19 protein-coding genes are annotated in these 23,203 nt (G+C 67.3%); 14 read left to right on the top strand and 5 right to left on the bottom strand.

Features of this window, described 5'->3' with window-relative positions; translation table 11 throughout:
• Positions 1–3 precede the first annotated feature (3 nt).
• Positions 4–1,329, bottom strand: coding sequence for an MFS transporter (locus ACZ5MJ_RS27835; protein WP_464224154.1), 1,326 nt, complete (start codon positions 1,327–1,329; stop codon positions 4–6).
• 180 nt (positions 1,330–1,509) lie between these two features.
• Positions 1,510–2,598 carry a helix-turn-helix domain-containing protein gene (locus tag ACZ5MJ_RS27830; RefSeq protein ID WP_464224153.1) on the bottom strand — a complete coding sequence of 363 codons (1,089 nt, stop codon included), beginning with the start codon at positions 2,596–2,598 and terminating at the stop codon, positions 1,510–1,512.
• Between the two features lie 235 nt (positions 2,599–2,833).
• Here ACZ5MJ_RS27830 and ACZ5MJ_RS27825 point away from each other — a divergent pair, with 235 nt between their 5' ends.
• The 13 genes from ACZ5MJ_RS27825 (at position 2,834) to ACZ5MJ_RS27765 (ending at position 17,008) form a co-directional block, all read left to right on the top strand.
• A complete protein-coding gene (locus ACZ5MJ_RS27825; protein ID WP_464224152.1) occupies positions 2,834–3,955 on the top strand; it encodes an aromatic ring-hydroxylating oxygenase subunit alpha in 1,122 nt (373 codons plus the stop codon).
• 27 nt (positions 3,956–3,982) lie between these two features.
• The gene (locus tag ACZ5MJ_RS27820; protein WP_464224151.1) at positions 3,983–5,449 is read left to right on the top strand and encodes an aldehyde dehydrogenase family protein; all 1,467 of its coding nucleotides are present in this window, start codon (positions 3,983–3,985) and stop codon (positions 5,447–5,449) included.
• A gap of 101 nt (positions 5,450–5,550) precedes the next feature.
• Complete coding sequence (gene betA / locus ACZ5MJ_RS27815; protein ID WP_464224150.1) at positions 5,551–7,284, top strand: choline dehydrogenase; 1,734 nt, start codon at positions 5,551–5,553, stop codon at positions 7,282–7,284.
• 169 nt (positions 7,285–7,453) lie between these two features.
• Positions 7,454–8,341, top strand: coding sequence for a TorF family putative porin (locus ACZ5MJ_RS27810; protein ID WP_464224148.1), 888 nt, complete (start codon positions 7,454–7,456; stop codon positions 8,339–8,341).
• A 48-nt stretch (positions 8,342–8,389) separates the two neighbouring features.
• A complete protein-coding gene (locus ACZ5MJ_RS27805) occupies positions 8,390–8,692 on the top strand; it encodes a CBU_0592 family membrane protein (RefSeq protein ID WP_464224147.1) in 303 nt (100 codons plus the stop codon).
• A gap of 369 nt (positions 8,693–9,061) precedes the next feature.
• Complete coding sequence (locus ACZ5MJ_RS27800; RefSeq protein WP_464226625.1) at positions 9,062–10,681, top strand: APC family permease; 1,620 nt, start codon at positions 9,062–9,064, stop codon at positions 10,679–10,681.
• An 81-nt stretch (positions 10,682–10,762) separates the two neighbouring features.
• Positions 10,763–11,716: a PDR/VanB family oxidoreductase gene (locus tag ACZ5MJ_RS27795; protein ID WP_464224145.1), complete on the top strand. Its 954-nt coding sequence runs from the start codon at positions 10,763–10,765 to the stop codon at positions 11,714–11,716.
• Positions 11,717–11,819: 103 nt separating this feature from the next.
• Positions 11,820–12,284 (top strand): SRPBCC family protein, encoded by a 465-nt coding sequence (locus tag ACZ5MJ_RS27790; protein WP_464224144.1) that lies wholly within the window; start codon positions 11,820–11,822, stop codon positions 12,282–12,284.
• The gene (locus ACZ5MJ_RS27785; RefSeq protein ID WP_464224143.1) at positions 12,265–12,621 is read left to right on the top strand and encodes an ArsR/SmtB family transcription factor; all 357 of its coding nucleotides are present in this window, start codon (positions 12,265–12,267) and stop codon (positions 12,619–12,621) included. The genes ACZ5MJ_RS27790 and ACZ5MJ_RS27785 overlap by 20 nt, the downstream gene beginning before the upstream one ends.
• Positions 12,622–12,730: 109 nt before the next feature.
• A complete protein-coding gene (locus ACZ5MJ_RS27780) occupies positions 12,731–13,948 on the top strand; it encodes an efflux RND transporter periplasmic adaptor subunit (protein WP_464224142.1) in 1,218 nt (405 codons plus the stop codon).
• A 23-nt stretch (positions 13,949–13,971) separates the two neighbouring features.
• Positions 13,972–14,664 carry an ABC transporter ATP-binding protein gene (locus ACZ5MJ_RS27775; RefSeq protein WP_464224141.1) on the top strand — a complete coding sequence of 231 codons (693 nt, stop codon included), beginning with the start codon at positions 13,972–13,974 and terminating at the stop codon, positions 14,662–14,664.
• Between the two features lie 6 nt (positions 14,665–14,670).
• Complete coding sequence (locus ACZ5MJ_RS27770; RefSeq protein WP_464224140.1) at positions 14,671–15,825, top strand: ABC transporter permease; 1,155 nt, start codon at positions 14,671–14,673, stop codon at positions 15,823–15,825.
• A 16-nt stretch (positions 15,826–15,841) separates the two neighbouring features.
• Entirely contained in the window at positions 15,842–17,008 is a 1,167-nt protein-coding gene (locus ACZ5MJ_RS27765) for an ABC transporter permease (protein WP_464224139.1), read from the top strand.
• 125 nt (positions 17,009–17,133) lie between these two features.
• Here the strand turns inward: ACZ5MJ_RS27765 and ACZ5MJ_RS27760 are convergent, their stop codons facing one another.
• Together ACZ5MJ_RS27760 and ACZ5MJ_RS27755 are read right to left on the bottom strand one after the other, a co-directional pair.
• Positions 17,134–17,367, bottom strand: a complete 234-nt coding sequence (locus tag ACZ5MJ_RS27760; protein ID WP_464224138.1) for a CDP-diacylglycerol pyrophosphatase — start codon at positions 17,365–17,367, stop codon at positions 17,134–17,136.
• Positions 17,368–17,887: 520 nt separating this feature from the next.
• On the bottom strand, positions 17,888–18,958 hold the full coding sequence (locus ACZ5MJ_RS27755; protein ID WP_464224137.1) for a porin: 1,071 nt from the start codon (positions 18,956–18,958) through the stop codon (positions 17,888–17,890).
• A 317-nt stretch (positions 18,959–19,275) separates the two neighbouring features.
• On the opposite strand from ACZ5MJ_RS27755, the gene ACZ5MJ_RS27750 reads away from it, so the two are divergent.
• The gene (locus ACZ5MJ_RS27750; protein WP_464224136.1) at positions 19,276–21,840 is read left to right on the top strand and encodes a penicillin-binding protein 1A; all 2,565 of its coding nucleotides are present in this window, start codon (positions 19,276–19,278) and stop codon (positions 21,838–21,840) included.
• Between the two features lie 29 nt (positions 21,841–21,869).
• Here the strand turns inward: ACZ5MJ_RS27750 and ACZ5MJ_RS27745 are convergent, their stop codons facing one another.
• The gene (locus ACZ5MJ_RS27745; RefSeq protein WP_464224135.1) at positions 21,870–23,195 is read right to left on the bottom strand and encodes a DUF1501 domain-containing protein; all 1,326 of its coding nucleotides are present in this window, start codon (positions 23,193–23,195) and stop codon (positions 21,870–21,872) included.
• Positions 23,196–23,203 lie beyond the last annotated feature (8 nt).

The following is a 23,203-nucleotide window of genomic DNA, read 5'->3' as shown; positions in this document are numbered from 1 at the left end:
CCCTCAGCTCCGCGATTGCATCAGCTGGCGCGGGATCGCCAGGATCAGCACCGCCGCGGCCAGCATCAGCCCGGCCAGCGCCAGCACGCCCAGCGAGATGCTGCCGGTGCTCTGCTTGATGCCACCCATCAGCACCGGGCCGATCAGGCCGGCCAGGCTGGCCGCGCTGTTGATCATGGCGATACCGCCGGCCGCGGCGGTGCCGGCCAGCACGCGGCCCGGCAGGCCCCAGAACATCGACAGCGTGGCCATCAGGCCGGAAATGCCGATGGTCAGGAATACCATCGCCATCACCGTGTTGTGCGGGAACAGCGTGCTGGCCCACATGCCGATGGCGGCCACCAGCAGCGGCAGCGCGGAGTGCAGGCGGCGCTCGCCGGTACGTTCGGCGTGCGCGGCGTTGAGGTTCATCACCACGCACGCGACCGCATACGGGATCGCCGTCAGCATGGCGATCTCCAGCGGCGACGACATCCCGGTTGACTGGATGATGGTGGGCAGCCAGAACACCAGCCCGTAGTTGCCGATATTGAACAGCAGGCAGATCGCCATCAGCATCCACAGGACCGGCGACTTGAGCGCGGCGACGAAGCGGGTGCTCTTCTTCGCGTTTTCGGTGCTCAGCGTTCGGGTGATGGCGCCCGCCTCGGCCGGCGTGAGCCACGGCGCGGCCTCCGGCGACTCGGGCAGCATGCGCAACAGCAGCAGGCCCAGCACGATGGCCGGCAGCGCCTCGATCAGGAACATCCACTGCCAGCCGTCGAGCCCGTGCAGGTCATGCGTGACCGACATCAGCGCGCCGGAGATCGGGCCGCCCAGCACCATGCCCAGCGGCATCGCCAGGAACAGGATCGACATGATGCGCGACTGCCGGTCGGCCGGGTACCACTTGTTCAGGTACATCACCGCAGCCGGGAAGAAACCGGCTTCAGTCACGCCCAGCAGGAAGCGCGCCGCATAGAACTCCACGGGGGTGCTCACGAACATGGTGGCGGCCGAGACCAGCCCCCACAGGATCATGATGGCCGCCATGCTGCGGCGCATGCCGAGCCGGTAGATCAGCAGGCTGCTGGGGACCTGGCACAGCATGTAGCCCCAGAAGAAGATGCCCGCGCCCAGGCCGTAGACCACGTCGCTCAGACCCAGCGCCTGCTGCATCTGCAGCTTGGCGAAACCCACGTTGACGCGATCCAGGTAGCTGAAGAAGTAGCACAGCACGATGAACGGCACGATGCGGCGCGTGACCTTGGCGAACGCGGTGTCGGCGGCGTCCGGCAGCGCGGCGGCCTGGCCCGGGGACTGGGGGAAGGCTGGCTTGGCCAGGGGCATGTTGGATCTCCTCCGTGTACAGGCGCACGGGGTCCGGCGCCAGGGAGATACCATCATAGCGGAACATGAAACAAACGTTCCACCATGGTTTACGCTGAAACAAACGGATTTATCCACAGGTGACGGAAACGACCCGCCATAATAAAAAAGGGCGGCAATTCTTGCCGCCCTCGAACCCTGTCAGGCTGGTGTGCGTGGCTTGTCCGCCGCACGCTTGCGCGGGGCCTTGCCGCCGCCGGCTGGCGATGGCAAGGCCGCCTCGGTGACATCCTGCGAAGCACCGACCATGGTCAGGGCGTTGCCGTGCTCGTCCAGCGTGACCTCGCCTTCCTCATGGATATTGCGACGGCTGCCGTCGGGCAGCACGATGCGGTAGTCGACACTGTACGGCGCCTTGTCGACGATGGCCGCGCGGATGGCGGCCTGCACGCGGGCGCGGTCTTCCTCGATGATCGACGCCAGGTAGCGTTCCATGGTCACCTTGAACGCCTGCGGGGCCCAGCCGAAGATGCGGTAGGCTTCGTCGGTCCAGGCGCAGTCGTCGGTCTGGATATTCCAGTACCAGCCGCCCAGGTGGGCAATCTCCTGCGCCTTGGCCAGCAGCGCCTCGTTCTGGCGCAGCGCGGCCTCGGCGCGGCGCCGCTCGGTAATGTCCAGGCTGACGCCGATCATCTTGACCGGGCGCTGGTCGAAGTCGCGCACCAGCGTGGCCCGCGACGAGATCCAGCGCGTGGTGTCCTCGTGCACGACACGAAACTCCCACTCGTGCATCTCCTGCGCGCCCAGCGTGCGCGCCAGCACCTCGCGCAGGCGCGCCACGTCGGCCGGATGCACGCAGGCCCAGAAGTCGTCCATGTTGCGGATATGGCGGCCGAACAGCGTGGCGTCGTTGGACGAGTAGGTCAGGCCATCGGTCAGCACGTTCCATTCCCAGGTGACGATGCCCGAGACCTCCTGCGCGAACTTCATGCGCGCCTCGCTCTCCATGATCTCCGCCAGGTGCTTCTGGCGCAGCTCCTTGATATGCGGGTCAGAGGCGCTGCTGGTCTCCAGGTCGGCGATGGCCTGCTCGCCGTAGCGCAGCCACAGCCAGTTGACGCCCAGGAAGCGCGCCAGCGCCAGCAGCCGCTCGTATTCGATCTCGCCGCCGCGCGTCCATTTGTGCACTGCCGACGGCGACACCGAGAGCGCCTCTGCCACCTGCTTGAGCATGATCCTTTTGCCTTCCAGCACCCCCTTCAGGCGCGTGGCAAAAGTGTCTTCCGTCATGGGCATCCCTCCACTTTTTTTCAACCGACGGTGAATTGAGTAACTCGAACCTTACACCATCATCACAAATCACGCGAATTGATAGCTACAGGCCATCGATCAGATCATTTTCTTCGATTTTTTGAATTGCAGCACTCCCACGCTCCTCACTAGACTTCTCCACACATCACCTATAGTAATTTAATTAACTGTTAGTGAATCGATAAAGCACCGAGACCAACGAGGAGACAACCCCATGCAAGAGACCACCGCCCCCGTCTGCGGCACCACCCCGCCGCTGGCCTACACGCTGCCGGCCCACTACTACACCTCGCAGGAAGTCTTCGAGCAGGAGAAGAAGACCATCTTCGCGCGCAGCTGGGTGTGCGTGATGCACAAGAGCCAGGTGGCCGAAAACAACCAGTACGCTACGGCGCAGGTGGCCGGCGAGAACGTGTTCGTGGTGCGCGGCCGCGACGGCGTGCTGCGCGCGTTCTACAACGTCTGCCCGCACCGCGCCCATGAGCTGTTTGCCGATGGCGCGGGCAAGGCCAAAAACGTCATCACCTGCCCGTACCACGCCTGGTCGTTCGGCCTGGACGGCAAGCTGATCCACGTGCGCAACGCCGAGAACGTGCCGGGCTTCTGCAAGGACAACGCGGGCCTGACGCCGGTGCGCGTGGAAGAGTTCTGCGGCCTGGTCTTTGTCAACCTGGACATGGACGCGAAGCCGCTGGCCGAGCAGGCCGCCAGCCTGAACGACGAGATCCGCGCGCGCTGTCCGGACGTTGACAAGCTGGTGCCGGCGCACAAGCTCACCTATGAGATGAAGGCCAACTGGAAGGTGGTGGTCGACAACTACCTGGAATGCCTGCACTGCCAGACCGCGCACCCGGCGCTGGTGGAGTCGATCAGGATGGAAACCTACAAGCACGAAGTGCGCGGCCTCTACACCAGCCAGGTCGGCCAGACCCGCTCGGGCAGCGACGCCTTCACCTATGACAGCGACGCCCCCAATACCGACTTCGCCGCGTACTGGCTGTGGCCCAACGTGACGCTGAACGTGCTGCCGGGCGACGGCAACTACGGCGTCTTCTACATGTTCCCGGTCGACGCCGACACCACCATCCAGCACTTCGAGTTCTACTTCCGCGACCGCACGCCCACGGCCGAGCAGGAGCAGCTGATCGAGTACTACAAGAACGTGCTCAAGCCCGAAGACCTGAGCATCGTCGAATCGGTGCAGCGCGGCCTCAAGTCGCGCGGCTACCGCAACGGGCAGGGCCCGCTGCTGGTCACCGACGACAAGACCTCCGCCATCGGCGAGCACGGCGTGCAGCACTTCCAGCAGATGGTGCTGGACGCCCTGGCCGCCTGACACGAACGCATCAACCGGAACCGCAGCATGATCCAGACCCAGCTCTATATCGACGGCCAATGGCAGTCGCCCATCGACCACGGCACGCGCGCCATCCACAACCCGGCCGACGAGACCGTGATCGCCCAGGCCGCCGAAGCCACCCGCGCCGACGCGCGCCTGGCCATTGCCGCTGCCCGCAAGGCCTTCGACGGTCCGTGGCGCCAGACCACGATCCGCGACCGCGCGCAACTGCTGAACAAGCTCGCCGGACTGATCGACCGCGACGCCGAGCACCTTGCCCGGCTGGAATCGCTCAACACCGGCAAGACGCTGACCGAGAGCCGCACCGACATGGGCGACATTGCCGCCACCTTCCGCTACTTTGCCGGGCTGGTGGCGTCCGAATCCGGCGCGGTCAACGAAGCCCCGCACCATGTGATCAGCCGCACCCTGCGCGAGCCGGTCGGCGTATGCGGCCTGATCACGCCGTGGAACTACCCGCTGCTGCAGGCCGCGTGGAAGATCGCGCCGGCGCTGGGCGCCGGCAACACCGTGGTGATCAAGCCCAGCAACCTGACCCCTCTGACCACGCACCATTTCACGCAACTGGTAGCGGAACTGGACCTGCCTGCGGGCGTGTTCAACCTGGTGACCGGCGGCGCCGAAGTGGGCGCCGAACTGGCCGAAAGCCTGGACGTGGACCTGGTGTCCTTCACCGGCGGTGCCTTCGCCGGCGAAAGCATCATGAAGGCCGCCACCGGCAACTTCAAGCGCATCGGCCTGGAGCTGGGCGGCAAGAACCCGAACATCGTCTTTGCCGATGCCGACCTGGACGCCGCGGTGGACTACGCACTGAATGCCGCGTTCTTCCACGCCGGGCAGGTGTGCTCCGCCGGCTCGCGCCTGATGGTCGAAGACAGCATCTATGATGCATTCATCAGCCGGCTGGCCGAGCGCCTGCCGCGCATCGTGATCGGCAACGGCTTCCATGCCGAGACCCAGATGGGCCCGGTGCAGTCGGCGCAACAGCACGAGAAGATTCTGGGCATGGTGCAGGCCGGCATCGCCGAGGGCGCGCGCCTGGTGCACGGCGGCAAGCGGCCGGCGGGCGACGTATTCAAGAAGGGCTACTGGCTGGAACCGACGCTGCTGGCCGACGTCACGGCCGACATGAAGATTGCGAAGGAGGAGATTTTCGGACCGGTGATCACGGCCGAGCGCTTCCGCGGCGAAGCCGAGGCGCTGCGCGCCGCCAACGACACCCCGTACGGCCTGGCCGCCGCGGTCTGGACCCGCGACCTGGACAAGGCCAACCGGATGTCGCGCGCGCTGCGCTTCGGCACGGTGTGGGTGAACGACTACCACCCCTACTTCCCGGAAGCGCCGTGGGGCGGCTACAAGGCAAGCGGCATCGGCCGCGAGCTGGCCCGCATCGGCCTGGACGAGTACACCGAGCTCAAGCACAGCTATATCAACCTCGCGCCGAAGGCGATGGGGTGGTTCGGCGCCTGAGCCCACACCCGGCGCTCCCACTGGCTTACTTCGCAATCACGTGCGCGGCGCCCGCCCCCGGGCAACCGCGCACGGCGTCAAGCAAACAAGGAGATTGCACCATGCAGGCAATCCATGAATACGACTACATCATCGTCGGCGCAGGCTCGGCCGGCTGCGTGCTGGCCGCGCGGCTGACCGAGGATGCCGGCGTCTCAGTGCTGCTGCTGGAAGCCGGCGGCCCCGACTGGCGCCTGGACTGGCGCACCCAGATGCCTGCCGCGCTGGCCTACCCGCTGCAGGGCACCACCTATAACTGGGCCTATGTGACCGAGCCCGAGCCGCACATGAATAACCGGCGCATGACGCAGGGCCGCGGCAAGGGGCTGGGCGGCTCGTCACTGATCAACGGCATGGTCTATATCCGCGGCAACGCCATGGACTACGACGGCTGGGCGCAGGAGAAGTCGCTGGAGAACTGGAGCTACGCCGACTGCCTGCCCTACTTCCGCAAGGCCGAGACCTACGACAAGGGCGCCAACGACTACCATGGCGGCAACGGCCCGCTGCATGTGACTACGCCCAGGGCCGATATCAGCCCGCTGTTCCGCGCCTTTATCAAGGCCGGCGAGCAGGCGGGCTACGGCCAGACCGACGACCTGAACGGCTACAGGCAGGAAGGCTTCGGCCCCATGGACCGCACCACCACCGCGCGCGGGCGCCGCTGCAGCACGTCGCTGGCGTACCTCGACCAGGCCAGGGACCGTCCGAACCTGACCGTGCATACGCGCGCGCTGGCCGACCGCATCCTGTTCTCGGGGCAGCGCGCCACCGGCGTCTCATACATCCAGGGCGACCACGTGCGCGAAGCACGCGCGCGCCGCGAAGTGATCGTCAGCAATGGTGCGATCGCCTCGCCGCAACTGCTGCTGCGCTCGGGCGTGGGCAATGCCGACGAACTGCGCGCCTTCGGCATCGATGCAGTGGCTGACCTGAAGGGCGTGGGCGAAAACCTGCAGGACCACCTGGAGATGTACCTGCAGTACGAATGCACCAAGCCCGTGTCGCTTTACCCCGCGCTGAAGTGGTGGAACAAGCCCGCGATCGGCATCGAATGGTACTTGCGCGGCACCGGCACCGCCGCCTCCAACCACTTCGAAGCCGGCGGCTTTATCCGCAGCAGCGATGACTTTGCCTGGCCCAACCTGCAGTACCACTTCATCCCGCTGGCGATGAACTACGACGGCAGCAACCCGGTGCAGTCTCATGGCTTCCAGTGCCATGTGGGCTCGATGCGCTCGCCCAGCACCGGCTTTGTCAAGCTGGCCAGCCGCGACCCGCGCGTGCAGCCGCGGCTGCTGTTCAACTACATGGCGCATGACGTCGACTGGCGCGAGTTCCGAGCCGCGGTGCGCCTGACGCGCGAGATCATCGGCCAGCAGGCCATGGACCAGTTCCGCGGCCGCGAGATCAAGCCCGGCATGATGGTGCAGAGCGACGCCGAGATCGATGCCTTCGTGCGCGAGCATGCCGAGACCGCGCTGCACCCGTCCTGCACCTGCAAGATGGGCCACGCCTCCGACCCAATGGCGGTGGTCGACAACCAGGGCCGCGTGCACGGGCTGTCGGGGCTGCGCGTGGTCGATGCCTCGATCATGCCGAAGATCATCACCGGCAACCTGAACGCGCCCACCATCATGATGGCCGAGAAGCTGGCCGACGTGATCCGCGGCCGCGCGCCGCTGCAGCGCTCGACGGCGCCGTACTACAAGGCCGCCGCCGGCAGCATGGCGCACGCGGACGCGGTGCGGCAGCCGCCAGCCACCGCGCGAATGCCGATGCCGATGCCTGCCTGACCAGGCGGCGCGGCGCGCGGGCTTCCCGCCAGAACCCCTGACCGACGCATGTGCTGCCGGGACTTCGGTCCCCGGCGGGCAGCGTGCGTCCGGTCGGCGCGCCGCGCCCTCACAACACAAAGCCGGCTACCCAGAACAAACCCAGACCGGCTGCAAGGAGGAGACTTCCATGCTGCGCAAATGCTTTGTTTCAAGACGGGCCCTGCAAGGCGCCCTGCCCCTGCTGCTGTGCCAGGCGCTGCCCGCGCTGGCGCAGGCCGATGCCGACACCACCCTGGCGGTAGCGCCAGTGCCGCAGGTCACCGCGACCGTGCCGCCGGCCGAAGCCGCGGCAGCCACCTCGCCGCTGAGCGCCAATCTGACCCTGACATCGCAATATGTCTCGCGTGGCTTCCGCCAGACCTGGGGCAAGCCTGCCGTGCAGGGCGGCATCGACTACGCCCACCCGAGCGGCTTCTCCGCCGGCACGTGGATGTCGAGCATCAGCGACAAGTTCATCGAGGGCGGCACAGTCGAATGGGACCTGTATGCCGGCTACACCGGCACCGCCGGCGATTTCACCTACGCCGGGCAGATCTACTACTACCTGTACCCGGGCGCAAAACTGCAGTCCGCGCAGACCAAATACAACTACGGCGAGGCGGTCGCGTCACTGACGTACAAGTGGTTCAACGTCAAGTACTGGCTGACCTATACGCCCGACTACTTCGGCTACAACAGCGCCTCGCTGATGACCGGCAACGACCTGCACAGCCGTGGCTCGGGCTACCTGGACATCAACGGCACCTTCGACCTGGGCCACGGCGTCTCGCTGCTGCTGCACTACGGCCAGGAGCGCGTGCGCAACTTTGCCGCCTACAGCTTCCGCGACGTGCGCGTGGCGCTGTCCAGGGCCTTCGAGGGCGGCTGGACCGTGACCGGCGCCTATACCCGTGGCTGGGGGCGCACCGACGTCTACGACCACTACACCACCGGGGCGCTGGATTCATCCGGCAACCCGTCCGTTTCCAACCCGCTGAAAAGCACGTTCCTGGTCTCGCTGACCAAGACGTTCTGACGGCAATCCTCAACCGCTGTTCCACCGCTTTACTGAGCGCATACCACCATGGCCTCCCTGGGTCTTACCGACGCGACCGGACTTGTCGGCGTTGCCGCCTACGTTGCCGCGCACTTTGCCGTGCAGGTCCTGCACAAATCCCCGACCGGCAGGCTGGCCGTCGTCCTCAACGTGATCGGGCCGGGCTGCATCCTGATCTCGCTGACCGGCGCCTTCAACCTGGCGTCGTTCCTGACCCAGTGCTTCTGGCTGGGGCTGACGCTGCTGGGCTGGTGGCGCAACCGGCGGGCGGGGCGTGCGGTGGTGGAAACACTTGGCGGGCCGCGCCCGGTACAGCCCGTGCAGCAGTAAGCAAGGGCCGGCCGGGACGCTCTGCAACGCGATACAAATCTTCCGTTGCCTTGGCTCCCCGCCGTTCCTATACTCACCCGAAACACCATTGGTAACGTAATTAACTATTGGTGAATCGATAAAGACCGGCAAGCCATGCACCCTTGCAAATGGGCGCGTGGCAACCCCGGGATGACAACAGGAGACAACGATGAGAAACGCCCCCAGAATCCCCGCCAGACATTCCCGACCGTCGTAACCCCCGGCAGGCAGTACCGCAACGTACCCACCCAGACCGCAGACGGCAGACCGCGACGGAGCCCAGCTCCAGACAAACGGCAACCCGGGAAGCAAGGAGACATCGTGTATTCACAGAAAGACGTGCTGTCGATCGGCGCGCAGGCGCCGATCGCCCCCGCCCAGCAACCACAGCAGCAAACCCAATCGCATGAACTGCAGCGCACCCTGACCTGGAAGGATGCCTTCTGGGTCACCAGCGGCGTGCCCGCTGGCGTGCTCTTCACCATCGGCGGCGTGTCCGCCACCATCGGCAACCCAGCCTGGGTCATCTGGATCCTCGCCATCCTGGTCGGCTTCGCCCAGTGCTTCGTCTACGCCGAGATTTCGGGCCTGTATCCGCACAAGTCCGGCGGCGCCTCGGTGTACGGTGCGCTCGGCTGGGTGCGCTACAGCAAGTTCGTCGCGCCAGTCTCGGTGTGGTGCAACTGGATTGCCTGGTCGCCGATGCTGGCACTGGGCACCAGCCTGGCCGCCGGCTACATGCTGAGCGCGCTGTTCCCGCCCGATTCGGTCATCAACACCTGGCAACTGACGCTGCTGGACCTGGGCGTGGTCAGCAAGGGCCTGACGCTGCGGGTGAATTCCACCTTCATCCTGGCCACCGCCTTCCTGTTGATCACCTTCAAGCTGCAGCACAGCGGCGCTTCCGCCGCGGCCACCACGCAGCGCATCCTGGGCATTGCCTCGCTGACGCCGCTGGTGGTGATTGCGCTGGTGCCGATGTTCACCGGCGACATGCCGTCCACCAGCTTCCTGCCGCTGCTGCCGTTTACCCATGACGCGGCTGGCACCCCGGTGCTGGGCGGCTGGAACGCCGCCGGCATCAGCACGGCCATGGGCGCGATGTTCCTGGCCTGCTGGTCGACCTTCGGCTTCGAGACCGCGGTCTGCTACACCCGCGAGTTCAAGGACCCGCAGAAGGACACCTTCAAGGCGATCTTCTGGTCCGGCGTGCTGTGCCTGTTCATGTTCATCGCGGTGCCGATCGCCTTTCAGGGCTCGCTGAGCCTGTCGGGGATGCTGGAGCCGGCCATCGTCGACGGCTCCGGCGTGGGCGCGGCCATGGCCAGGTTCGTCGGTGGCGGCGCGGTGGTGTTCAACTTGATCGTGGCCATGCTGGTGCTGGCGATCCTGCTGATCGTGATGACCTCGATGATGGGTTCGTCGCGCACGCTGTACCAGGCCTCGGTCGACGGCTGGCTGCCGCGCTACCTCTCGCACGTGAACGAGCACGGCGCACCGACGCGCGCCATGTGGACGGACCTGGTGTTCAACCTGTTCCTGCTGCTGATGTCGAATTACATGGCAGTGCTGTCGATCTCGAACGTCTGCTACATGATCTTCGTGTTCCTGAACCTGCAGTCGGGCTGGATCCACCGTATGGACCGCCCGGACTGGGCCCGCCCGTACAAGTGCAAGAACTGGCTGCTGGCGCTGGGCGCGTTCTTCGGCTTCTTCGACCTGGCCTTTGTCGGCGCGGGCGCCAACTTCCAGGGCGAGAATACGCTGCGCAACGGCCTGATCGCCGCGGTGCTGATCGTGCCGGTCTTCATCTACCGCCACTACATCCAGGACAAGGGCCGCTTCCCCGAGTCGATGCGCCGCGACATGGAGCTGCCCAATGCGCGCGCCGGCCTGCTGCCCTACGTGGCGCTGGTCGTCGGCGGCCTGGTGGTGTGGATCGCGGCACGGCTGACGGTCATCACCTGATGGTCCCGGGCAGGCCGGCGCCATGCCGGCCTGCCTTCCCTTCCCATATTCCCTGCATTCCCTGAATTCCGAGGTACCGCCATGACTGACACGCTCCGCGTGCGCGTCGGCCGCGTCGAGCCGCTGGCCGCCGGCATCAAGCGCTTCACCCTGCAACCCTGCGACGGCGGCGCGCTGCCCGCCTTCGACAGCGGCAGCCACGTGGTCGTCCATATGGACGGCGGCAGGCTGCGCAATGCCTATTCGCTGACCAGCACGCTGGGCGAGCCCGGCCACTACCAGATCGCGGTGCGGCTGGAGGAGGCCTCGCGCGGCGGCTCGCGCTATATGCACGAGCAGGTCAGCGAAGGCGATGAACTGCACATCGGCGCGCCGGGCAACCTGTTCAGCCTGGACCACGGCGCGGGGCGCCACCTGCTGATCGCGGGCGGCATCGGCATCACGCCGTTCATGACGCATATCCAGGCGCTGGCCGCGCGTGGCGATGCGTTCGAACTGCACTACTGCTTCCGCAACGCGCAGTCTGCCGCCTTCCTCGATGTGCTGCCCGCCACGCTGCAACCGGGCCAGCTTCACCGGTACGAGAGCGATAGCGGCACCATGCTCGACATCGCCGCGCTGATCGCCGCGCAGCCTGCCGATACGCACGTCTATGTCTGCGGCCCGGCGCCGCTCAATGACGCCGTGGTCAACGCCGCGCGTGCCGCCGGCTGGGACGCCGGGCGCATCCACTTCGAGCAGTTCCGCAACGAAGTCGACGCCACCGGCGGCGCCTTCGAGGCCGTGCTGCAGAAAAGCGGGCTGACGCTGCAGGTCGGCGCCGACGAGCCGCTGCTGCGCGCCATCGAGAAGGCAGGCATCAAGGTGGACTGCATGTGCCGCGAAGGCATCTGCGGCTCCTGCGAGACCGCCATCGTCGAGGGGCAGGCCGATCACCGCGACCAGTACCTGTCGGATGCCGAAAAGGCCGCGCAGAAGACGATGATGTTGTGCGTGTCGCGCTGCAAGGGCCACCGGCTGGTGCTGGATCTCTGACCACACTGTGGTCATTCGCAACCTTTTGGTTGCGTTTCGCCGCCCGGTCTCCTAACCTGCAACCACAACGTTGCCTATTCAAGCCTGAACAAGGAGACCGGACATGGCTTCATCCACCGACCGCATCGAGCGCAGCATCCTGCTGGCCGCTCCCATCGAGCGCGTCTGGCACGCGCTGGCCGACGCCGACACCTTCGGCAGCTGGTTTGGCGTGAAATTCGACGGCGTGACCTTCTCGCCCGGCAAGCGCGCCGTGGGCAGCATCACCTATCCCGGCTACGAATACCTGAAGTTCGACGTGGAGGTCGAGCGCATGGAGCCACCCCGGCTGCTGTCCTGGCGCTGGCATCCGGCGCCGATGGAGCGCGGCCGCGACTATTCGGCCGAAACGCCCACGCTGGTGGTGTTCGCGCTGAAGGAAGCCGAAGGCGGCACGCTGCTGACCGTGGTCGAATCCGGCTTCGACCGGATCCCGCCCGAACGCCGCATGGAGGCCTTCCGCATGAACAGCGGCGGCTGGGACGGCCAGATGGAAAACATCGGCAAGCATGTCAGCGGCGCAGCCTGAGGCCTCTCCCGCGCTGGCGCTGCATGACGCCGCGACCGTCTTCGCCGCGCTTGGCGACGAAACCCGGCTGCGGCTGGTGGCGGCGCTGTGCGCGGGCGGCGCGATGTCGATCGCGCAGCTGACCGCGGGCAGCGCCATGACGCGGCAGGCGGTCACCAAGCACCTTGAGGTGTTGTCCCAGGCTGGGCTCGTGCGCGACAGCAAGAGCGGGCGCGAGCGCCTGTGGCAGTTCGAGCCGGGCCAGGTCGAAGCCGCGCGCCGGTCGCTGGAAGCGATCGGCCGGCAATGGGAATTCGCGCTGGCGAAGCTGAAGCTGGCGGTGGAGACCAGTCACTAGCCGACAACGCTGTTTGCGCTGCCGGTTCGCTCCCTTCACGGGCCATGGACACCCAGTCGCTCACCGCTATACTGAGGGCCCCGCCCTTCACAGCGAGAGGAAGCGCGCAGTGGCTGACCACGACCTGTCCAGGCTCAAAATCGACCGGAGCGCCGCCGCGGCCGGCGCCCGCATCCGCCCGCGGCGCAGTTGGCTGCGTTATGCAGTCATTGCGCTGGTCCTGCTGGTCCTGGTCGGCATCGGCGTTCGCCTGGCCGGCCCGCGGGCAGTGCAGACCGCCACCGTCACCTCCGCCTACCCCACCCAGAATTTCACGCTGCTCAACGCCACCGGCTATGTCGTGCCGCAGCGCAAGGCGGCGGTCGCATCCAAGGCGCAGGGCCGGCTGGAATGGCTGGGCGTGCTGGAGGGCTCGCGCGTAAAGAAGGACGAGATCATCGCGCGGCTGGAGAGCAAGGACGTCGCCGCCTCGTTCGCCCAGGCCCAGGCCCAGGTCCAGGTGGCGCAGGCCAACCTGGCGCTGCAGCAGGCCGAGCTGAAGGACGCCGAGGTGAACCTGCGCCGCTCCAGGATGCTGATCGTGCCGAACGCCATCTCGCGCACCGAGTACGACGCCGCCGTGGCGCGCTTTGACAAGGCACAGGCGTCGGTCAACAGCTCGCGCGCCTCGATCGCCTCGGCGCAGGCCAATGCCCGCGCGGCCGAGGTCGCGGTCGAGCAGACCGTGGTGCGCGCGCCGTTCGATGGCGTGGTGCTGGTCAAGCATGCCAACGTGGGCGACAACATCACCCCCTTCTCCGCCGCCGCCGACACCAAGGGGGCAATCGTGACCATCGCCGACATGGAGACGCTGGAAGTGGAAGCCGACGTCGCCGAATCCAATATCGCCAAAATCCGCGCCGGCCAGCCGTGCGAGCTGCTGCTGGATGCGCTGCCGGGGCTGCGCATGGCCGGTCAGGTGTCGCGCATCGTGCCGACGGTGGACCGCTCCAAGGCCACCGTGCTGGTCAAGGTGCGCTTTGTCGACCGCGATGCGCGCGTGCTGCCGGACATGAGCGCCAAGATCGCCTTCCTGTCGCACGCGGCGTCGGCCAAGGACCGCGAGCCGGTGGTGGCGGTGCAGCCCGCCGCGGTGGTCACGCGCGATGGCGGCCGGCAACTGGCCTATGTGGTGAGGGACGGCAGGGCGCATGAGGTGCAGGTCACGACCGGCGACAAGCTGGGCGAGCTGGTGGCCGTGCAGGGCGTCAAGCCCGGCGACGTGCTGGTGCTGTCGCCGGGCGACAAGCTCAGCGACGGCGACCGCATCACCGTGGCCAGGCCATGAAAGGGCCAGCCGAAGGCGCCGGCTTGAGCGCAACGCCCCTGGTGCGCATCAGCCACGTCGCCAAATCCTATCGGCGCGGCGTGCAGACCGTGCCGGTGCTGACCGATATCTCGCTGGAAATCGGCGAGGGCGATTTCGTTGCGCTGATGGGGCCGTCGGGATCGGGCAAGAGCACGCTGCTGAACCTGATCGCGGGCATCGACCGGCCCGACCGTGGCACCCTGAGCGTGGCAGGACTGGATATCACGCGACTGCCCGAAGCGGAACTGGCCGACTGGCGCGCCGCCAACGTCGGCTTTATCTTCCAGTTCTACAACCTGATGCCGGTGCTGACCGCGTTCGAGAACGTGGAGCTGCCGCTGATGCTGACCAGCCTGCCGCGGGCGGAACGGCGCGCGCGCGTGGAACTGGTGCTGGACATGGTCAACCTGGCCGACCGCATGAGCCACTATCCGTCGGAGCTGTCGGGCGGCCAGCAGCAGCGCGTGGCGATCGCGCGCGCGCTGATCACCGACCCGGCGCTGATCGTCGCGGACGAGCCCACGGGCGACCTCGACCGCACCTCCGCCGCCGAGATCCTGGCCATGATGCAGCGGCTCAATGCCGATGCCGGCAAGACCATCATCATGGTCACCCACGATGCGCACGCGGCGGCCGCGGCCGGATCGCTGGTGCACCTGGAGAAGGGAGAGCTGATCCGTGGCGAGGTTGCCTGAACCCTCATGTACGCGCTCAAGCTGATCACCCGCAACGCGCTGCGGCACAAGCTGCGCACCGCGCTGACGGTGTTCGGGCTGGTAATCGCGGTGCTGGCGTTCGGGCTGCTGCAGACGGTGATCGACGCCTGGTACGCGGGCGCCTCGGCCGCGTCCAGCGCGCGGCTGGTCACGCGCAATGCGATCTCGCTGGTGTTTCCGCTGCCGCTGAGCTACGAAAGCCGCATCAAGGGCGTCGACGGCGTGACCTCGGTGGCGCGCTCGAACTGGTTCGGCGGCGTCTATCGCGATCCCAAGAATTTCTTCGCACAGTTTGCGGTATCGGACAACTATCTCGACCTCTACCCGGAATTCATCGTGCCCGACCAGCAGCGCGCCGACTACCAGCGCGACCGCAAGGGCGCGCTGGTCGGGCGCCAGCTGGCCGACCAGTTCGGCTTCAAGATCGGCGACGTGGTCCCGATCAAGGGCACCATCTACCCCGGCACCTGGGAGTTCGTGGTGCGCGGCATCATGGAGGGGCGCGACGAGAGCACCATCACGCGCCAGATGGTGTTCCACTGGGAATACCTGAACGAGACCGTGCGCAAGCGCACCCCGCGCCAGGCCGACCAGGTCGGCGTCTATGTGCTGGGCGTGGGCAACCCCGACAACACCGCCGCGATCTCGCGCAATGTCGATGCGGTGTTCCGCAATTCGCTGGCGGAAACGCTGACCGAGACCGAGCAGGCCTTCCAGCTGGGCTTTGTCGCCATGTCCAACCAGATCATCGCCGCGATCCGCGTGGTGTCCTACGTGGTGATCGTCATCATCATGGCGGTGATGGCCAATTCCATGGCGATGAGCGCGCGCGAGCGCACCGTGGAGTACGCCACGCTCAAGGCGCTGGGCTTCGGCCCCGGCTTCCTGGCGCTGCTGGTGTTCGGCGAATCGCTGGCGATCTGCGTGGCCGGCGGCGCGCTCGGCATGCTGGCCACGCCGCCGATGGCCACCGCCTTCAAGCAGGCGGTGGGCGGCGTGTTCCCGGTCTTCACCGTGTCGCCGCAGACCATGCAGCTGCAGGCGGCCTGCGCGCTGGCGGTGGGCGTCTTTGCCGGCATCGTGCCGGCGGTGCAGGCCGCGCGCGTGCGCATCGTCGAGGGCCTGCGGGCCATTGGCTAGCGCACGAAAGGCTGACGTGGCGATCCCGCTGACCTATATCGCGCGCAACCTGTGGGCCCGGCGCCTGACCACAGCGCTGACCGCGGCCGGGCTGGCGCTGGTGGTCTTTGTCTTCGCCACCATGCTGATGCTCGATGCCGGGCTGAAGAAGACGCTGGTCACCACCGGCGAGCAGAACAACGTGGTGGTGATCCGCAAGGGCGCCGAGACCGAGATCCAGAGCGCGGTCGCGCGCGACCAGGCCAGCATCATGGAGATGCACCCGGCCGTGGCCATGAGCGGCGCGGGCCGGCCGCTGGCCTCGCGCGAGGCGGTGGTGCTGATCTCGCTCACCAAGGCCAGCACCGGGCAGCCGTCCAACGTGGTGATCCGCGGCATCTCGCCGCCGGGCCTGGACCTGCGGCCGCAGGTGCGGCTGGTGGCCGGGCACATGTTCCGCCCGGGCTCGTCCGAGATCATTGTCGGCAGCAGCATCGCCGGCGGCTTTGCCGGCGTGCAGATCGGCCAGCACCTGCGCTTTGCCCAGCGCGACTGGACCGTGGTGGGACATTTCGATGCCGGGGGCAGCGGATTCGACTCCGAGATCTGGGGCGACGTGGACCAGCTGATGCAGTCGTTCCGGCGCAATGCGTATTCGTCGATGGTGGTCAGGCTGGCGGATACCGCGCTGTTCGAGCGCTTTCGCTCCGATATCGACGTCGACCCGCGCCTGGCGGACGAGGCCAAGCGCGAGCAGACCTTCTACAGCGACCAGTCCAAGGCCCTGTCCAGCTTTATCAATATCCTGGGCTTCACGCTGTCCACCATTTTCTCGATCGCGGCGATGATCGGCGCCATGATCACCATGTACGCCTCGGTGGCCAACCGCGTGGCCGAGATCGGCACGCTGCGCGCGCTCGGTTTCAAGCGCGTCAACGTACTCACCGCCTTCCTGATCGAAGCCGCGCTGCTGGGGCTGGTGGGCGGCGTCGCGGGGCTGGCATGCGCGGCGCTGATGCAGTTCGCATCGTTCTCGACCACCAACTTCCAGACCTTCGCGGACCTCTCGTTCCGCTTCATCCTGACGCCGGGCATTGCGCTGCAGACGCTGGCGTTCGCGATGGTGATGGGGCTGGTGGGCGGCTTCCTGCCGGCGGTGCGGGCGGCGCGGATGAATATCGTGGACGCGTTGCGGGCACGCTGAGCGAGTCGCTCCCTGCCGGTCTGGACGCGCGGGGCCAACCCGGTAGCAGCCTGGCACCGGCCAAGCCTGCCGAGGCGCCTGCGGCGTCCGCGGCGCGGACGAAGTAGCGGATACGCTGGCCGGCTTCAGCGCCGGCCCGAAACCCCGTAGAAAGTCCCGGCGCGTGGATTAGACACCACATAAGCGTGGCGCTGCGCCCAGAACTGTGCGGTACGGAAGGCATCTGCCTCGCGCTCGCTCCATGCCGTCGCAAGCAACGGCAGGGCCTCGGCATCGGTGGTGAGATAGACGCGCGCCTGATAGCGGGCGGATTGCAGCGTGCCGGTACGGATGGTGCGGATCGTGACGTGGAGGGTCATAGGCAGCTTCTCGACTAGGCGACTACCAAATCATAACCACTTCCGTGTGTTGGATTGGTGAAACCGTTGCGAATGTGCTAAGGCGCGACAGTGCGGTCAGGTTTTGGCTCCGGCGCTGAAGTAGTCTCGCCAGCCTTGTGTCTGACCCACATTTTTGCGCCGCTTGAATCACTTATCGTGCCTGCGGCGGGTATCTGTCGATGGATCGACGGCCCTGGTTTCGCCCCTGAAGGGGCGACCTACTTTTGTCGCTCGGACAAAGGTGACCCACCCAGCAGGGCGGAACCAGGCGGTAAAACCTACGACAACATTAAACCCGACCGACATAACCAAGCAACCCAACGAGCAGGAATCCCGCCAAAACACCCCACAACCACGGCAACGCCCAAAGAAAAAAGAGGCCGATCAAACCAACCGGCCCAACGAACCCCGCAATACCAGCCGCAGGTGTCGATATGAGAGTTAAGCACCCGCCCAGGCAGGCTTCGCGGCCTGCCGGACGGGCATCAGGCGGCTACGCTCAGAAGCGGTGACGCAGGCCGATCGTGGCACCGGTCTGGTTCTCGCCGGCCACCACGGTACCAACCCCATTCAGGCCCAGCGCCGAACCGGACTTGTTCTTCGCGTAACCAACATTCAGGTACACGTCGGTACGCTTGGACAGCGAATAGTCCGCCGACAGCACGAACATCCACGGATCCGCACTGCTGTCGCGCATGTCGGTGTAGTACGCCGCGCCGGTCAACTGGAGCGCAGGCGTGAAGCGGTACTGTGCGCCGGCCCAGTACACGTTGCTGCGGGTCGATGTCGCGGTGGCGGCAGACACGCCGTCGTCGCTCAGCCAGCGGTAGCCGGCGAACACCTTGGCTTCGCCGAAGGCATAGGCAGCACCCACCGCGGCGCGCTTGGCAGCACGGTCCTGCAGCGCCACGGTGGCACCCTGGTACTGGTCATAGGCGGCGCCGACAGAGAAGCCGCCCGCGGCGTACGACAGGCCGCCGCCGAAGTTGCGTGCGACCTTGGGGGCGCCCGGGACTTCGCCGTTGTTGTCGCGGCCGAAGCTGTAGAAGCCGGTGGCGGTCAGGCCGCCAAACTTGCCGGTGTACTTGATGGCGTTGTCGGCGCGGCCATTGAAGGCCGAGTCAACGCTGTTCAGCGAGTAGCGCGGGCCCACGGCCATCGGGTCGAAGGCACCGAACAGGTCGTACAGCGCGTTCTGCTGGCGGCCGAGCGTGACCGCACCCCAGCCGCCCTGCAGGCCGACATAGGCCTGGCGGCCGAACAGGCGGTTGCCCTGGCCCGAGGTGCCGGTGTCAATATCGATGCCGCTCTCCAGCACGAAGATACCCTTCAGGCCGCCGCCCAGGTCTTCGGTACCGCGCAAGCCCCAGCGCGAGCCGGACAGGTTGCCCGAGTTCAGGCGCGTGACGGTGCCTTGGGCGCCGTTGCTGCCCGGCACGTGGCTGATCACTTCGACGCCGGCATCGACGATGCCGTAGAGCGTCACGTTCGAGGTGGACTGGGCCGACGCGACCCCGGATACGGCCGACGCGGCCGCTGCTGCCGTCATGGCAAGGAGAGCTTTCTTCACTGTGATTTCTCTGTGTTCTGTTTGAGGCACGACACCGCGCCGGACCCAAGGCACGGTCGGCAAGGGGGGGCCAACCCGATCGAGCCGGGCAACCCGGCAACGGCGCATCGTCCGCACAAGTTGCGGCCTCGGCATTGTGGCGGCGCAATATGAAGCCTTTGTGACCCCTGCTTCGCAGCAGGAAGTGGCGGATAGCCCCCGACTGGGGGTTTTCCCTGTAACCGAGGAGAACGTTTTGGTAGGATGCATGCTTTTCCGACGACGGTAATGCCAGTGCCCCGTGCCGCCATGCGCCTCTGCCTCGACCGCTTCGCCTCATGAAGCTGGCTGAGATCAAGACCCGGCTTGCCTCGCTGCAGGCTTTGCTGCCTGCCCCGCTCCAGCAGCGCTTGTCAGGACTGGCCGCGCGCGCCGCAAGCGCCGGGCTGACCCGGCCCGGGACGCTGCGCCCCACGCGGCGCGGCGTGCTGGTCGGGCTGGCCGCCATCCCTGCGGCCTTCCTGCTCTATGTGCTGATCCTGATCCCGTTCACACCGGGCATCAGCGATATCCGCAAGGCCAAGTCGGAGCAGCCGGCCCAGGTGCTGTCCGCCGACGGCAAGGAGCTGGCGCTGTTCAAGTGGGCCAACCGCGACTGGGTGCCGCTGTCGCAGATCTCGCCCAACGTGGTAGCCGCGCTGATCGCCACCGAGGACCACCGCTTCTACCAGCACCACGGGCTGGACTGGCGCCGGCTGGCCTCGGCCGCGGTGCATACCTTTTCCGGCGACCGCCAGGGCGGGTCCACCATCACCCAGCAGCTTGCGCGCAACCTCTATCCCGATGAGATCGGCCGCGCGCCCACGCTGACGCGCAAGCTCAAGGAAGCCATCACCGCGCTGAAGATCGAGGCGCTCTATACCAAGGACGAGATCCTCGAGACCTATCTCAACACGGTGCCGTTCCTGTACAACGCGTTCGGCATCGAGATGGCGGCGCGCACCTACTTCGACCGCCCGGCCCGTTCGCTGGACGTGCTGCAGAGCGCCACGCTGATCGGCATGCTCAAGGGCAACAGCTACTACAACCCGGTGCTCAACCCTGAGCGCGCGCTGGACCGGCGCAATACCGTGCTGGGCCAGATGGTCAAGCACGGCAAGCTGGATGCGGCGCGCTACGAGCAGCTGAAAAAGCGCCCGCTGCGCATCGACTTCGAACGCCAGACCGAGCCGCCCGGCCCCGCGCCGCACTTCGCGCAGCAACTGCGCAAGTGGCTGATCGGCTGGGCCGACCGCAACGGCTACGACATCTACGCCGACGGCCTGGTGGTGCACACCACCATCGACGCGCGCCTGCAGGCCATGGCCACGCAGGCCGTGGTGCAGCAGGGCAACCGGCTGCAGGCCATCGCCAACGCAGCCTGGGCGCCGCGCGCGGGCTGGGCCGCCAACAAGCCGCTGGTGCAGGCCTTCGTGCGCGAGACACCGGAGTACCGTGCCGCCATCGCCGCCGGCACCGCGCCGGAAGAGGCGCTGACCCAGCTGATGGCCGACAGCGCCTTCATGCGCGCGCTGCGCCAGCAGAAGACGCGCATCCAGGCCGGCTTCCTGGCCATCGACCCGCGCAACGGCGAGATCCGCGCCTGGGTAGGCAGCCGCGACTACACCCAGGACGCGTTCGACCACGTGCAGCAGGCGCGCCGCCAGCCGGGCTCGACCTTCAAGCCCTTTGTCTACGGCGCGGCCTTTGAAGACGGTAAAACGCCCGACGACACGCTGGTGGACCAGCCGGTCGAGATCAAGCTGGCCGGCGGCGAAATCTGGCGCCCCAGCGACGAAGGCCGCCCCACCGGCCGCGCCATGACGCTGCGCGACGGCCTGGTCTATTCGCGCAATACCATCACCGCGCAGCTGATGCAGGAAGTGGGGGCGGCGCGCGTGGCGCGGCTGGCGCGCGACATGGGCGTGCGCGACAGCCAGCTTGACCTGGTGCCGTCGCTGGCGCTGGGCACCAGCCCGGTCACGCTCAAGGAGATGGTGGCCGCCTACGGCACCATCGCCAACGCCGGCGACTACATTGCGCCGACCATGGTGACGCGCATCGAGGACCGCCAGGGCAATGTGCTGCAGGTATTCCGCCCGGCCCGCGCCGAGCACGCGCTGCCCGCCGCGACCTCGCAAACCCTGCTCGACGTGATGCGCGACGTGATCGACCGCGGTACCGGCGCCAGCATCCGCTCGCGCTTCGGCATCCGCGCTGATGTGGCCGGCAAGACCGGCACCACCCAGGACAATGCCGACGGCTGGTTCATCCTGATGCATCCGGAACTGGTAGCGGGCGCCTGGGTCGGCTTCAATGACAGCCGCGTCACGCTGCGCAGCGACTACTGGGGCCAGGGCGCGCACAGCGCGCTGCCGATGGTGGGCGACTTCTACCAGCGCGCGCTGCACGCCCGCATCGTCGACGGCCGCGCGCGCTTTGCCGAGCACGAGGAGACCGGCCTGTTCGCGTCGCTGGGCACGCAGCTGCGTGGCTGGTTCAGCCAGATGTTCACGCGCGACAAGGCCAGCGAAACCCCGGCGCCGCGCCCGGCACCGCGCCGGCCGGCGCTGCCTGCGCCGGAGGCTGAGGTAGCGCCGCCGGCCGGCTCGGCATCCGGCGCTTCGGCGGATCGCGCCCAGGATGAGTCCAGCCTGGCGCTGGACCGGGGGGAGACGGTGATTGCGGTGCCGCAGGACATGAGCGCGGGCAGTGCCCCGGGGGCGCCAGCGCCTCAGGCCGAACCGGCGCCTGCCCCGCCGGCTTCCGCGAATCCGCCCATTCCGCCTTCGCCGGCCCAGCCCCCGGCACCCATCGCTCCCCTTGCGCCAACCATCGCCACCCCGGCCAACAGCAGCAACTGAGCGTCGCCTGCGGCCTGCGGAACGGGGTTCTAGACCAAACCGATATCCCGCCCTCTCACCCCCGGAAACACCTGGGCCAGCCGCGCATCATCCAGTCCATAGAGCCTGCGGAACACCCCGCCCAGCACCGCGCGATATTCATTGCGCACCGGCCAGTCCCGGTTCTGGTTGAGCGTGGCCTGTTCCACCGCCACCTGCTCGCCGGCGATGCGGCCGCCGCGCACGGTGCCGCCCGCGACCCAGTAGACCGTGCCGTGGCCGTGGTCGGTGCCGCGCGTGCCGTTCTCGCGGAAGGTGCGGCCGAATTCGGACAGCACCACCACGGTGGTCTTGTCCCATACAGGCCCCATTTCGGCGGCGAAGGCGGACAGGCCGCGGCCAAGGTTGTTGAGCAGGCCGGCCAGTTGCCCCTGCGCGCCGCCCTGGTTGACGTGGGTGTCCCAGCCGCCCACGTCGATAAAGCCCAGGTTGAAGCGCTCGCGCATCAGCCCGGCCATGCGCCTGGCCTCGACTTCGAAACCGCGTGCGCTGAGCGAGCGGCGGTTGGCGGCCTGCATTTCCTGCTGGCGCGACGCCATCGTGCCTTGACCATCGCCAGCCATGTCACCCTGCTGCATCTGCGCCTGGCGCGCCACCGTCTCGCGCAGTTCGAAGCCCTCATCGATCAGCGACTCGAAACGCGTGCCGCTGTACATCTGCGCCAGCAGCTTCGACTGGCGCGCATCGAACGGCGTGCGGCCGGTGCCCTTGAGCGAGACGTTGGGCACGTCGCGCGGGCCGGACAGCACCACCGGCAGGCCGTCGGTGAATGCCACCGGCGCTGCCTGCCCGCCCATGGCCTGCGCCAGCCGGTTCAGGAAGCCGCTGCCGCGCAGCGAAGCCACGGCCTTGCGGTCCTCGCCCTCGCCCGGCAAGCCGGCCTCGATCGCGTCCTGGGTCTCGAAGTGGCTGCGCGACAGGTCGTGCGTGCCGGCAAATGGCACGAAGGCCAGCTGGCCGCGCTGCCAGAGCGGCAGCATGCTCGCGGCCAATGCCGGATGCAGCGCCCAGTCGCCGATGCCGCGCGCGGCGCTGTCGGCGGCAAAGGCCGGCGCCAGCGCCACGGCCGCGCTCGGGTCTGCGTCAGCACCCGGCGCGGGCGGGCGGCGGATGGCGATACCGGGCCGCGCGGCGTAGTAGAAATCGCTGCCGGCCGGCACCAGCACGCTGGCGGCGTCATAGCCGCCGCGCAGGAACACCAGCAGGAAGCGCGCGTCGGCCTGCGCCGGCAGCGCATAGACGCGCGAGGCGATGGCGGGCAAGGCCAGCCCCAGCGTGGCACCGCCCATCGTCTTCAGCCATTGTCGGCGTTGCATGGTCTGCT

Source organism: Cupriavidus sp. LA-1 (assembly GCF_055385985.1).
This window is presented reverse-complemented; position numbering and strand designations above follow the sequence as displayed.

Bases quoted from the DNA above. Each gene is read 5' to 3' on its own strand.
- ACZ5MJ_RS27835 (WP_464224154.1), bottom strand. From the start codon at position 1,329: ATGCCCCTGGCCAAGCCAGCCTTCCCCCAGTCCCCGGGCCAGGCCGCC.
- ACZ5MJ_RS27830 (WP_464224153.1), bottom strand. From the start codon at position 2,598: ATGACGGAAGACACTTTTGCCACGCGCCTGAAGGGGGTGCTGGAAGGC.
- ACZ5MJ_RS27825 (WP_464224152.1), top strand. From the start codon at position 2,834: ATGCAAGAGACCACCGCCCCCGTCTGCGGCACCACCCCGCCGCTGGCC.
- ACZ5MJ_RS27820 (WP_464224151.1), top strand. From the start codon at position 3,983: ATGATCCAGACCCAGCTCTATATCGACGGCCAATGGCAGTCGCCCATC.
- betA (WP_464224150.1), top strand. From the start codon at position 5,551: ATGCAGGCAATCCATGAATACGACTACATCATCGTCGGCGCAGGCTCG.
- ACZ5MJ_RS27810 (WP_464224148.1), top strand. From the start codon at position 7,454: ATGCTGCGCAAATGCTTTGTTTCAAGACGGGCCCTGCAAGGCGCCCTG.
- ACZ5MJ_RS27805 (WP_464224147.1), top strand. From the start codon at position 8,390: ATGGCCTCCCTGGGTCTTACCGACGCGACCGGACTTGTCGGCGTTGCC.
- ACZ5MJ_RS27795 (WP_464224145.1), top strand. From the start codon at position 10,763: ATGACTGACACGCTCCGCGTGCGCGTCGGCCGCGTCGAGCCGCTGGCC.
- ACZ5MJ_RS27790 (WP_464224144.1), top strand. From the start codon at position 11,820: ATGGCTTCATCCACCGACCGCATCGAGCGCAGCATCCTGCTGGCCGCT.
- ACZ5MJ_RS27785 (WP_464224143.1), top strand. From the start codon at position 12,265: ATGTCAGCGGCGCAGCCTGAGGCCTCTCCCGCGCTGGCGCTGCATGAC.
- ACZ5MJ_RS27770 (WP_464224140.1), top strand. From the start codon at position 14,671: ATGTACGCGCTCAAGCTGATCACCCGCAACGCGCTGCGGCACAAGCTG.
- ACZ5MJ_RS27760 (WP_464224138.1), bottom strand. From the start codon at position 17,367: ATGACCCTCCACGTCACGATCCGCACCATCCGTACCGGCACGCTGCAA.
- ACZ5MJ_RS27750 (WP_464224136.1), top strand. From the start codon at position 19,276: ATGAAGCTGGCTGAGATCAAGACCCGGCTTGCCTCGCTGCAGGCTTTG.
- ACZ5MJ_RS27745 (WP_464224135.1), bottom strand. From the start codon at position 23,195: ATGCAACGCCGACAATGGCTGAAGACGATGGGCGGTGCCACGCTGGGG.